Source organism: Myxococcus sp. CA023 (genome assembly GCF_010998615.1).
In the GTDB taxonomy this organism is placed as follows: domain Bacteria; phylum Myxococcota; class Myxococcia; order Myxococcales; family Myxococcaceae; genus Myxococcus.
Genome location: NZ_JAAEAH010000106.1, coordinates 17,331 through 28,691 on the forward strand (window position 1 = coordinate 17,331; position 11,361 = coordinate 28,691).

Here is an 11,361-nt window from a genome sequence, read left to right on the forward strand (position 1 = left end):
TTCCTTCACGGTTCCTTCCCCAATGGGTCGAGTCCGACTGCCGCCCGCAGCCCCAGCAGCGCCACGCCCAGCGCGAACCGGCTCTGGGCATACGCCACCTCCGCCTCGAACTGCCGCAGCGAGGCGTCCGCCACCGTCAGCGCCGTGGACAAGCCCTGACGGTAGAGAATCCCCTGCTCCTCCGCATTCTGCCGGGCCGTGCGGACCGCCAGGTCGCTCTGTGCCAGGGCGGCCTGGGCATTCTCCAGCGCCACCCTCGCCTGCTCGATGTCCACGTCCACCCGGCGCGTGGTGGCCTGGACCTGGAGCTCCGCCGCCTTCGCCAGGGCCACGCGCTCCCGGCGCTCGGCATAGCGCTCGCCGCCGTCGAAGAAGTTCCAGATGAGGTTGACGCCCAGGAAGCCGTCACCCGTGCGGCCATTGAATCCGGCCTCGTTCGTGAGGCGGTAGGTGGCGGACGCGCCCAGCGTCGGCAGCAGCCGGGCGAGCGGTTCCTTGGCGCTCTCCTCCAGCGCGTCCACCCGCAGACGCGCGGCCAGGATGTCCGGCCGGCGGTCCAGGGCCCCATCCGCCAGGGAGGCGTGGGCCTGCAGCGGCCGACTGGCGTCCGACAGCAGCGCATCCGGCGAGGCCAGGGTGCCCTTCACCGAAGACACCAGCAGGAAGCCCAGCTCCAGGCGCGTGGTCTGCGCAGCGTTGCGCGCGTTGGACATCTGCACCTCGGCGCTGGCCGCCTCCAGCTCCGCGCGCGTCACATCGTTGCTGCTGGCCAACCCCGCCTTGGCGCGGGCCGACGCGTCCTGAAGTGACTGGCGGGCGAACGCGAGGCGTTGCTCGGCGGCGCGGTACACCTGCTCCTGGGCCAGGGTGGAGAGGAAGGCGTTGGCGGCCTCGAAGCCAATCTGCCGGCGCGCCTCCACGGCCTCCAGCCCCGCCGCGTCGCCGTCTCTCCGCGCCGCGCGGTACAGGAAGATGCCGCGCGCGTCGAACAGCGGCATGGAGGCGACGAAGTTGGCGTTGAGGGCGTTGTTGCGCTGGATGACCACCGTCTGGCCACCCACTTCGCGCGTCACTTCATACAGACGCCGGGTATAGGTGCCCGTTCCCGTCAGCTCTGGAAAGAAGAAGGCCCGGGCCCGAGCCAGCCGGGCCCGGGCGGCCTCGGACTGCTGCTCGGCGGCCAGGGCCACCTCGTTACGCTTCGCGGCAAGTTGCACCGCCTGTTCCAGCGTCAGCGGACCACCTTCCGTGGACAGGGCTTCCGCGGGCGGAGGCTGGGACGGAGGACTTGCTGGGGCAGCCTTCGCGGATTCGGCGGCGGGTGCGCCCCCCTCGGTCGCTGGCTGCTGCCCCGATGCACTGGACGCGGTCAGAGCGAGCCAGGCGCAGAGGGGCACGGTGATGGCGTGACGGGGTCTATGCATGAACGGGCGGGGAAGGCTCGGGCGCCGGGGGGCGGTTCGGCGCGCCATATAAACGGACGTGGAGAGAAGGGGCTATGACGATTCGGCGTCTGGACGCTGGCCTGCGCGACGGTCTATGGGTGGCGTCGGGTTCTCCTGGGTTCCGTAGCTCACTGTAGAAAGATTGCGGGCGCCACCAAGCGCCCGGGAATGCTCGGCCGATGCGTTTATTCCTGATGGGTTGCGTTCTTGCGGTGGTGGTCTCCGTTTCCGGCTGCCGGAAGCAGGAAGACCCACCCAATGCCGGGGCCGTCCGCGTGCTCGTCTCGTACGCGACGTTTCGCCCGGGCTGTCTCACGCTGACCGTCACGGACGTGGACGAACCCAGCCGCACCGAGACCGCCGATATCCGGATGGAGCCTTCTGCCCGCAGCGACGTGCGGACGGTGGCCATCCTGGGCCGTGAGGGCTGGAGCCGGAACCTGCGGCTCACCGCGACCGCCAACGAGCGCTCCTGCAACGGGCCCGTGGTGGCACGGCACGAGGTCATCACTCAGGTGCCCACGGTGGGCACCGCGGCCGTGGAGCTCGACCTGCGCGCCCTGGACCTGGATGACGACGGCTACGTCACCAGCGAGGGCGCCTTCCCTGGCTCGGATTGCAACGACGACGACCCGGCCATCCACCCCGGCGCGACGGAGCTGTGCGACGGCGTGGACAACAACTGCGTCAACGGCGAAGCGGATGCCCCCGGCGGCGCGACCTACTACCGCGACGCGGACGGTGATGGTTTCGGCAACCCGTCCGCTCTGCCCAACCTCTCCTGCACGCCTCCCGCGGGCTATGTCTTGGAGGCCGGTGACTGCAACGATCAGGACCCCAACATCCACCCCAGACAGGCCGAGCTGGTCTGCGACGGCAGGGACGACAACTGCGATGGGGCCATCGACAACGACCCGTTCGATGTGGGCATGGCGTGCCAGACCGAGCAGAACTGCGCTGGGTCCAAACAGTGCGCGAGCACCGCGCTGACGACCTGCGTCAGCAGCGAGACGCCGCGGGAGTGGTTCGTGGACGAGGACGGTGACGGCCAGGCGGGAACCTCCGCGGGGCTCTGGTGCGCCAACCCGCCGCAGGGCGCCGTGGTGGACAACACGGACTGTGATGAGAGCTCGCGCTTCGTGTCGAACACGGCCACCGAGGTGTGCGACCGGCTGGACAACGACTGTGACGGACAGGTGGACGAAGATTTGGCGGGCTGCGACGCCGTGGCCTGGACGACGACGAACGCGACGCCCGCCTCGATTGTCTGGGACACGGTGGCTGCGTACCCCGGCAACAAGGGCTGGCTCGCGGGACGCGACGGCCACGTCGCCCACGTCGACGGCGGGACGCTCACCCCCGTGGCGAACTGCCCGGGCCAGTGGAAGTCCTCCTGGGTGACGAACAGCGGCCGCGTGTTCCTGGGCAACAGCGCGGGCAAGTTCACCACCCGGCTGCCGACCGACACCGGCGCGTGTGTCAACGTGAATGGCCCCGGGAGCGCCAGCATCAACGGGATGGTGGGCTTCGAAAGCGGCAACCGCGTGGCGCTGTACGCGGTGGACAGCCAGGGTCGCATCCTCCTCTGGAACTACGAGGAGGGCGCCCCCACCCAGGCAGCCCCCGAGGAACTCACGCGGATCAACGACAACCTCAAGTCCATTGACGGTACCAGCCCGCGGACGCTGTTCGCCGCGGGCGCCGAGGCGCAGGGCGGCACCAACCACCCCGTGGTCTGGCGCGGCCCCACGGAGGACGGCGGCACGTGGCAGAAGGAAGCCCTGGGCAACGTCGGGTCGACCGGATTCCTCTACGGCATCCAGGTGCTCTCACCGAGCCATGTCTACGCCGTGGGCGACAACGGCCTCTTCCTGGAGCGCGCGGGCACGACGTGGAGCGTGAAGCCCGCCATCACCCTGCCAACCCAGACCCCGGCGGACATCCGCGGACTGGTGGCCTTCGGCAGCAAGGCCATCTACGCCGTGAGCTCCGGAACGAACAACATCCACTTCTTCAACGGCACGGCCTGGAGCACCGCCTTCACGCCGTCCAGCCCCATGAACGCGCTGAGCGGAACCGGCCCGGCGGACGTCTGGGTGGCGGGCTCCGGCGGCGCGCTCGTGCGCTGGCGGCCCTGAGGCGGCGGGCGGACACCATGGACCTGCGCGCGAACGGCCTCACGGTGCGGTACGGAGCGAGGCAGGTCCTGTCCGGCGTGAGCTGCGCGTTGCCGCCCGGGACGCAGGCACTGGTCCTGGGGCGCTCGGGCGCGGGGAAGACGACGCTGGTGAAGGCCCTGGCCGGCCTGGTGCGGCCCACGGAGGGCCACGTGCTGTGGGATGGGCAGGAAGCGGCGCGTCTGACGGCCGCCGAGCGGCGCGAGCAGCAGGCGTCGTTCGGCATGGTGTTCCAGACGGACGCCCTGTTCGACTCGATGACGGTGCTGGAGAACGTCATGGCGCCACTCACCCGCCGCCACGTCCCGGAGGCCGAGGCCCGGGCCCGCGCCAGTGACGTGCTGCGGGCGGTAGGGCTTTCGGACGCGGCGGATACGCTGCCGGAGCGCCTGTCTGGCGGCATGAAGAAGCGCGCGGGAATCGCGCGGGCCCTGGCGGCGCGTCCGTCGGTGGTGCTGGCGGATGACCCGTTCGCGGGGTTGGATCCGGGCACGGCGCGGCAGGTGGCCCGGGTGCTCCTGGACGTGTCCCAGGGTGGCACGCTGCTGGTCGTGGCGACGGAGGCTCCGATGGACCTGCCCCTGCCCCGCTGGCTGTACCTGCGGAGTGGCCGGCTGGTTCATGACGGGCCACCCGCGCCCGAGTTGGAGGATGCACCGGACGAGGTGCCGGCATGACGCGAAGTGCGCGAGCACATCAAGGAGCCACGACGCGCCACCAAGAGGGCGTGGACACAGTCGTGCCGCTGCCGAGCCCGCACCCGGATGAGGTGCCGCCGTGGCGCTCCTGACGAGGCTCGGACGTACGGCGCTGGACGCGCTCCGCGGAACCGGCGCGCTGGGCCTGGTCGTGGGCCGCACGGTGCTGGCGCTGCCGAAACTGGAGCGCAGCGAGCTGGGCCGTGCGCTGGTGCAATTCGGCTACGGCTCCCTGCCGCTCGCCCTGGCCACGGCGGCGCTGGCCGGCATCATCGTGGTGCTGCAGTCGGGCATCTACGTCCAGCGCTTCGGCGCGCGGGCCTTCCTCGGTTGGGCGGCGGGTTATGGCGTGCTGTGGGAGTTCGGCCCGCTGCTGCTGGGCCTCATCATGTCGGCGCGGCTTGGCGCGCGAAACGCGGCGGAGCTGGCGCTGATGCAGGTGGGCGGACAGATTGAAGGGCTGAGAGGCATCGGCCTGGACCCCTTCGCCATCCTCGTCGCGCCTCGCGTGGTGGCCATGGAGGTCAGCATGCTGGCGCTCAGCGGCGTCACCTTCGCGGTGGCCATCCTCTTCGAGTCCGTGGCCGCCCTGCTCGCCCTGGGCCTTCCGGTGCGCGTCTTCTTCGGCACCTTCTCCCAGCTTCTGGGGCCGCTCGACCTCCTGGGCGGCGTGGTGAAGACGGGCATCTTCGGACTGGCCATCGCCCTGCTGTCCACCACCGTGGGCCTGTCCGCTCGAGGCGGCGCACACGCCGTGGGCCAGGCGGCGGCCAACGCGGTGGTGCGCAGCTGCGCGGCCATCTTCGTCCTCGACTTCGCCCTCACGTCCTTGCTCGCGGGGTGGATGGGATGAGCGGCGTGCTGTCGTTCTTCGGAGCGCCGGTGGTGATGCTGGCGCGCACGGTGCGGGCCTCAACCCGGGACGGCGTGCCCTGGCGCGAGTCCCTGGCCCAGCTCCACGAACTGGGCGGGCGCAGCGTGTGGCTGGTGATGTCCGGCATGGCCTTCTTCGGCGCGGTGCTCGTCACCATCGCCAACAGCCAGGCACGGCGCTTCGTGGGCAACGTGGCGGTGCTGGGGCCCGCGTACTTCGAGCTGCTCATCCGCGAACTGGGCCCGGCGGTGTCCGCGCTGCTCACGGCCTCACGCGCGGGCGCGGCTCACGCGGCCGAGCTGTCCACCATGAGCGTCAACGAACAGGTGGAGGCCCTGGAGATGTCCGCGGGCGACCCCTACGCGGACCTCGTCGCGCCCCGGGTGTTCGCGGGCGTGATGGGCGTGCCCCTGCTGTGTACCCTGGGCACCATCGCGGCCACGCTGTCCGCAGCGGCGGTGGCGCAGTTCGCCTTCGGCGTGGACGGGCGGGCCTTCATGGACCCGCGCTACGTGGACGGCTGGGACTTGCTGGCCGCGTTCCTGAAGGCCGCGGGCTGCGGGCTCTACATTCCGCTGGCGGCGGCGGTGGCGGGCCTCAAGGCGCGCGGCGGCGCCGAGGCCGTGGGCGAGGCCACCACCGACGGCGTGGTGGCGGCGAGCCTGGGGTGCCTGCTCATCGACCTCGCCGTGTCGCTGGCCTTCCAACTGCTGCGCCTGTGAGCGAGCCCCGCGCATGACGCCCCTTCCCGACAGCGAGGCCCTGCGATTCCGGGACGTGCACGTCGCGTTCGACGAGGGACGCCGGCGCGTGCTCGCCGGGCTCACGGCGGACGTGTCCACCAAGGAGCTGACGTTCATCGCGGGCGCCAGTGGCACCGGGAAGAGCGTGCTGTGCCGGCTGGCGGTGGGGCTGCTGCGCCCGGACGCGGGCGAAGTGGCGCTGTGGGGGGAACGCGTGGACTCCAGACCCGAGCGCGAGCTGGTGCCGCTGCGCCGACAGGCTCCCTACCTGGTGCAGGGCCCGGCGCTGTTGGACTGGCGCACGCTCCGGCAGAACGTATGGCTGGCGGACCCGGCGGCGTCCGTGGACGACGTGGACGCCGCGCTGGCGCAGGTGGGTCTTCTGGACTGGGCGGACCGGCTGCCACCGGAGCTGGGGCCCGGAGCGAAGAAACGGACGGCTATCGCCCGGGCGTTGGTGCTCAAGCCGCGCTATCTCCTCTTCGACGAGCCGACGACGGGCCTGGACCGGAAGGCGGCGGGCCAGGTGGAGGAGGCGCTCGCGTCGCTGAAGGCGCGGGGCCTTGGGGGGATGGTGGTGTCCCACGACTACCGACAGCTGAAGGCGCTGGCGGACCGGGTGCTGGTGGTGGCGAACAAGCAATGTGCCTACCTGGGCACGCCGAAGGGCTTCCTGGAGTCCTCCGCGCCCGAGCTGCGAGTACTGACAGCGCCATTCATGGAGGGCGCGACGGATGGATGAGCGACGGCTGGAGCTGAAGGTGGGCGCCCTGGTGCTGGCCGCCATCGTGGGCGTGCTGTTGTTGCTGTGGCTGATGGGCGAATTGAAGCTGGGCTCGGAGACGGAGCTGGCGGTGGACTTCGGCCACACGGGCAACGTGGTGGAGGGCGCCCCTGTGAAGCTGGGCGGCGTGCAGGTGGGCCGCGTGCAGGACATCCAACTCCAGCCCGAGCGGCGGGACGCACAGGGACGCCCGCTGCCCGTGCGGATGGAGCTCGCAGTGGCGCCGGAGGCCGTGGGCGCGCTGCGCAAGGACGCGCGCGTGACGGTGGCCACGGTGGGCATCCTGGGAGAGCCCTATCTGGAGCTGAACCCGGGCTCGGCGCCGGAGCGGCTGCCCGCGGGCACGGCCGTGCGGGGAACGGACGCGCCCCGGCTGGATGTCCTGGCCGAACAGCTCACCCGCTTCGTGGACCTGCTGTCCCAGATGCTGGAGGAGGATCCGGAGGCCATCCGCGGCCTCGCGGCGAACGTGTCCCGGCTGGCACGGACGCTGGACCAGTTGCTGACGGAGAACCGGGGCGACGTGAAGGTGCTGGCGTCCGAACTGGCGGCGGCCTCGAAGGATTTGCGCCACCTCGCGGGCCTGGCGCGCGAGGCCTTCCAGCCCGGAGGCAAGGGCGCGCGGTTGTTGGACGATGCCTCGGCGGCAGCGGCCGTCGTTCGTCGCGACCTGCCGGGGCTGACGAAGTCCGCCGGGACGACGCTGGACGGACTGGCGGCCGTGACGGGCCCGCTGGGGCCCGAGGACGGCGCGCGGGTCAAGGTCGCGCTGGAGCGCCTCACCTCGGCCTCGGGTCAACTGGAGAGCATCGCGGCCCGCGCGGACCGGGTGCTGGCGAAGCTCGAGGCCGGCGAGGGCACCGCGGGCGCGGTGCTCCAGGATGGCACGTTGTACGAGGAACTCCGCTCGCTGGTGACGGACCTCCGCAAGCACCCGTGGAAGGTGCTCTGGAAGGACTGAGGCCCGGGCGTCGGGCACCTATCAGGACACAGCGTGAAGGCGCGCAAACACGGGTCCAACTGTTCAGGGTGTGGCCTCCCCCCCATTCTGAGAGCGCACTGAACCACTGCTGGTGGTACAAGCCCCGGCCGTGAAAGCCCCCCAGCCCCCCGCCCCCGTCGAGGCCACCTTCGATTCCCTGGGCTTGAAGCCCGCGCTCGTCGAGGCGCTCAGCGCGCTCGGCTACGAGGAGCCCACCCCCATCCAGGCCGCCGCCCTCCCGCCACTGCTCGCGGGGAAGGACCTGCTCGGCATCGCCGCCACCGGCACCGGCAAGACGGCCGCCTTCGCCCTGCCCCTGCTCAACCACGTGGAGCCCGGCGCGTGCCGGCCCAACACCACGTCCGCGCTGGTGCTGGTCCCCACGCGCGAGCTGGCCATGCAGGTCTCCGAGGCCATCCACCGCTACGGCCAGAAGCTCGGCATCTCCGTGCTGCCCCTGTACGGCGGGCAGGTCATCGGCCAGCAACTCCGCGTCCTCAAGCGCGGCGTGGACGTCGTCGTCGCCACGCCGGGCCGCGCGCTGGACCACCTGCGCCGAGGCACGTTGCAGCTCGATGACGTGCGCGTCGTCGTGCTCGACGAGGCCGACGAGATGCTCGACATGGGCTTCGCCGAGGACCTGGAGGCCATCCTCTCCGGCACGCCCGAGGACCGGCAGACGGCCCTCTTCTCCGCCACGCTCCCGCCGCGCATCGCCAGCATCGCCGAGCGTCACCTGCACGAGCCCGTGCGCGTGAAGATTGCCCGCGAGAAGGTGGAACAGGGGGAGATCCCCCGCGTCCGGCAGACGGCCTATGTCGTGCCGCGCGCCTTCAAGATCGCCACCCTGGGCCGCCTGCTCGACGTGGAGTCGCCCACCGCGGCCATCATCTTCTGCCGCACACGCACGGAGGTGGACGACCTCACCGTCTCCCTCAACGGCCGCGGCTGGCGCGCCCACGCCCTGCATGGCGGCATGACGCAGGAGCAGCGAGACCGCGTCATCAAGCAGCTCAAGTCCCAGGGCACCGACCTGCTCGTGGCCACCGACGTCGCGGCGCGCGGCCTGGACATCCCCCGCCTGTCCCACGTGGTGAACTTCGACGTCCCCAACGCGCCCGAGGCCTACGTGCACCGCATCGGCCGCACGGGCCGCGCCGGCCGCGAGGGCGTGGCCATCACCCTGGTGGAGCCCCGCGAGCACCGGCTGCTGCGCAACATCGAGCGCGTCACCGGCCAGCGCATCGAAGTGTCCACCGTGCCCACCGTCGCGGACATGCGCGAGAAGCGACAGGAGATGCTGCGCGCATCCCTGCGCGAGACGCTGGTGGCCGGTGAGTACGAATCCCTCCGCAACGTGGTGGAGAGCCTGGCCAGCGAGTTCGACGCCATGGACATCGCCGCCGCCGCCGTGAAGCTCCTCCATGAGGCACAGGACGAGGGCCGCGACACGGAGGAGACGGAGATCCCCGTCGTCGCGCCGCCGCAGGAGCGCCGTGAGCGCACGGGCGGCAAGTTCGGAGCGCCCCCGGGGCGTCCAGGCCGCCCGGAGCGCGGCCCGAAGGCCCGCGGTGGCCCGCCGACGTGGGACGTCACCCGCCTGTGGATTGGCGCCGGCCGTCACGCCGGCGTACGCCCCGCCGACCTGGTGGGCGCCATCGCCGGGGAAGCGGGCGTCGAATCCTCCAAGATTGGCGCCATCCAGATTGGCGACGCCTTCTCCCTGGTGGAGGTGCCGGAGTCCGACGCCAACCGCATCATCGCCGCGTTGAAGAACGCCACCCTGCGCGGCAAGAAGGTGCTCGTCCGGAAGGACCGGAGCTGACCTTCAGGCTCAAAGGGAAATGCCCGCCTCGTGAGTGGGAGGATGACGAGCGAACCCGTCACGCTCACGAGGAGGGCTGAAATCCGTCAGGCCACCGGCTCGGTCTGCGCGGCGGCTTCTTCCCCAGGCTCGGTGTTCGTCCGGCGCCGGGGGAAGAACCGGCGCCACGACAGCGCGAAGCCCGTGTAGACGAGGAACACGCCGCCCAGCGACGCGATGGCGGCCACCAACTGGCCCAAGAGCCCCAGCGCCTCGCCGGTGTGCAGGAAGCGCAGCCAGGTGCGCAGCTTCCGGCCGCTGTTGTAGTCCGCGTACGTCTCCTGCTTCGCCACCTCGCCCGAAAAGGGGTTGAGGGACACCTGCTTGGAGGAGAACAGCGGCCACGCATCCGCCTCGCGGAGGGTGACCGTCACCGCGTCCACGCCGTCCGTGCCACCCTTCCCGCCACGCTCGCCTTTCGCCTCCGGAGCCCCCTTCGCCTCCGGACCACGGCCCCCCTGCGCGGGAGCACCGCCCGGACGCGCTCCGCCGCCCAGGCGCACCGTGGCGGACGACCAGGTGGGCGACGTCTTCTGCGCTTCGGCGATGAGGACATCCATCGGCTTGCGCGGCGTCTCCACCTCGGGCGCGGGCACCTTCACCGACGCCGAGCCCGGCGGCCCCTGCGTCGCGGGCGGCGTGTTGCCCGTCATGGTGAAGACCAGGTTGGACGCCCACTTGTACGAGATGACCATGCCCGACGCCGTGAGCACGATGAGCACCGGCAGCGACCAGAAGCCGATGACGTTGTGCCAGTTCCAGTCGCGCGCCTTGCCCTTCAGCCCACGCCGGAACCACAGCGACGGCCGCATGGCGCGCAGCGTCCACTTGCGCGGCCACCACAGATACAGGCCGGAGATGGCCAGGAAGAGGAACACCGCGTTGCTCGCGCCGGTGATCGCCTTGCCCACCGCGCGGTTATCACCGCCGGCGGCCAGCCACCGGTGGAGCTCCACGTTCCATTGGAGGAAGCCGCGCAGGCCCGTCGCGCCATTCCCCAGCACCTCGCCGGTGTAGGGGTTGACGTAGGTCACCGAGCCCCGGCCAACGCTCACGAGCACCGAGGACGTCGGCTCCGGATACACCGTCACACCGGAGGGCTGTCCGTCCGTCCGCGCAGCGCGGACGCGTTCAACCAACTCCTCCACGGGGAGCCGGGGCGCGCCTGGAGACGGCGGCTGCACCGTCCGGACATCCCGCTCCGCCCATTCGATGAGCTGCTTCTCGAAGGCGATGACCACGCCCGTGAAGGACATGATCGCAATCACCAGCCCGGTGGCGATTCCAACGATGAGATGAATCCAGAAGATGATGTTTCGGAAGGTGCGCATGAAACGGCTCGAGCGCGGGCCGAAGCCCACGCGAGGAGAACTGGAGCGGACCCGGCGCGACACCGCGCCAGACTCACTTCAGGGAGAAGTTCACCGGAATGTCGATCATGACTCGCGCCAGCCGCCCTGAACGGCCCAGCGCGGGCGTGAAGTGCCACTGATTCACGGCGGCAATCGCCGCGGCGTCCAGGGCGGGCACGGAGCGCATCACCTGGGTGTGCTCCTGCTCCACCCGGCCGTCCGTGCCAACGATGACCCGCACCACCACCACTCCCTGGATGTTCCGCTGCTTCGCCAGCCGGGGGTAGTCCGGCCTGACCTGCTTGAGGACCGTGGGGGGCCGCATCACCTGCTTCAGCGTCAGCGCGTCGCCCGTGCCTCCAATGGCCGTCGACCCGACGATGCCGCCCTGCGTTCCACCCACGACGCCGCCAACCACGCCACCCACCACCCCTCCCACCAC

10 protein-coding genes are annotated in these 11,361 nt (G+C 71.1%); 7 read left to right on the forward strand and 3 right to left on the reverse strand.

From position 1 onward, the window contains the following. Window positions 1-5: 5 nt before the first annotated feature. Window positions 6-1,424 (reverse strand): TolC family protein, encoded by a 1,419-nt coding sequence (locus F8M74_RS33525; protein ID WP_141258065.1) that lies wholly within the window; start codon window positions 1,422-1,424, stop codon window positions 6-8. Window positions 1,425-1,639: 215 nt separating this feature from the next. On the opposite strand from F8M74_RS33525, the gene F8M74_RS33530 reads away from it, so the two are divergent. The 7 genes from F8M74_RS33530 (at window position 1,640) to F8M74_RS33560 (ending at window position 9,528) form a co-directional block, all read left to right on the forward strand. Continuing rightward, window positions 1,640-3,583 (forward strand): MopE-related protein, encoded by a 1,944-nt coding sequence (locus F8M74_RS33530; protein ID WP_228560759.1) that lies wholly within the window; start codon window positions 1,640-1,642, stop codon window positions 3,581-3,583. A gap of 17 nt (window positions 3,584-3,600) precedes the next feature. Beyond that, a complete protein-coding gene (locus F8M74_RS33535) occupies window positions 3,601-4,299 on the forward strand; it encodes an ABC transporter ATP-binding protein (RefSeq protein WP_141258067.1) in 699 nt (232 codons plus the stop codon). 100 nt (window positions 4,300-4,399) lie between these two features. Next, the gene (locus F8M74_RS33540) at window positions 4,400-5,173 is read left to right on the forward strand and encodes an ABC transporter permease (RefSeq protein ID WP_141258068.1); all 774 of its coding nucleotides are present in this window, start codon (window positions 4,400-4,402) and stop codon (window positions 5,171-5,173) included. Next, a complete protein-coding gene (locus F8M74_RS33545) occupies window positions 5,170-5,916 on the forward strand; it encodes an ABC transporter permease (RefSeq protein WP_141258069.1) in 747 nt (248 codons plus the stop codon). Before F8M74_RS33540 ends, F8M74_RS33545 begins: the two co-directional genes overlap by 4 nt. Window positions 5,917-5,929: 13 nt before the next feature. Next, window positions 5,930-6,679, forward strand: coding sequence for an ABC transporter ATP-binding protein (locus F8M74_RS33550; RefSeq protein ID WP_141258070.1), 750 nt, complete (start codon window positions 5,930-5,932; stop codon window positions 6,677-6,679). Continuing rightward, window positions 6,672-7,682 carry an MlaD family protein gene (locus tag F8M74_RS33555; protein ID WP_141258071.1) on the forward strand — a complete coding sequence of 337 codons (1,011 nt, stop codon included), beginning with the start codon at window positions 6,672-6,674 and terminating at the stop codon, window positions 7,680-7,682. The genes F8M74_RS33550 and F8M74_RS33555 overlap by 8 nt, the downstream gene beginning before the upstream one ends. A gap of 130 nt (window positions 7,683-7,812) precedes the next feature. Continuing rightward, window positions 7,813-9,528 (forward strand): DEAD/DEAH box helicase, encoded by a 1,716-nt coding sequence (locus F8M74_RS33560; protein WP_163884674.1) that lies wholly within the window; start codon window positions 7,813-7,815, stop codon window positions 9,526-9,528. Between the two features lie 86 nt (window positions 9,529-9,614). Here the strand turns inward: F8M74_RS33560 and F8M74_RS33565 are convergent, their stop codons facing one another. Together F8M74_RS33565 and F8M74_RS33570 are read right to left on the reverse strand one after the other, a co-directional pair. Continuing rightward, window positions 9,615-10,898, reverse strand: coding sequence for a PepSY domain-containing protein (locus F8M74_RS33565; protein ID WP_141259110.1), 1,284 nt, complete (start codon window positions 10,896-10,898; stop codon window positions 9,615-9,617). A gap of 73 nt (window positions 10,899-10,971) precedes the next feature. Continuing rightward, window positions 10,972-11,361: TonB family protein (locus F8M74_RS33570; RefSeq protein WP_163884676.1), on the reverse strand; the 390-nt coding region annotated here is incomplete at its 5' end.

What these genes read in the sequence shown, in the direction of transcription:
- F8M74_RS33525 (WP_141258065.1), bottom strand. Translation starts at nt 1,424, where the DNA reads ATGCATAGACCCCGTCACGCCATCACCGTGCCCCTCTGCGCCTGGCTC.
- F8M74_RS33530 (WP_228560759.1), top strand. Translation starts at nt 1,640, where the DNA reads ATGGGTTGCGTTCTTGCGGTGGTGGTCTCCGTTTCCGGCTGCCGGAAG.
- F8M74_RS33535 (WP_141258067.1), top strand. Translation starts at nt 3,601, where the DNA reads ATGGACCTGCGCGCGAACGGCCTCACGGTGCGGTACGGAGCGAGGCAG.
- F8M74_RS33545 (WP_141258069.1), top strand. Translation starts at nt 5,170, where the DNA reads ATGAGCGGCGTGCTGTCGTTCTTCGGAGCGCCGGTGGTGATGCTGGCG.
- F8M74_RS33550 (WP_141258070.1), top strand. Translation starts at nt 5,930, where the DNA reads ATGACGCCCCTTCCCGACAGCGAGGCCCTGCGATTCCGGGACGTGCAC.
- F8M74_RS33555 (WP_141258071.1), top strand. Translation starts at nt 6,672, where the DNA reads ATGGATGAGCGACGGCTGGAGCTGAAGGTGGGCGCCCTGGTGCTGGCC.
- F8M74_RS33565 (WP_141259110.1), bottom strand. Translation starts at nt 10,898, where the DNA reads ATGCGCACCTTCCGAAACATCATCTTCTGGATTCATCTCATCGTTGGA.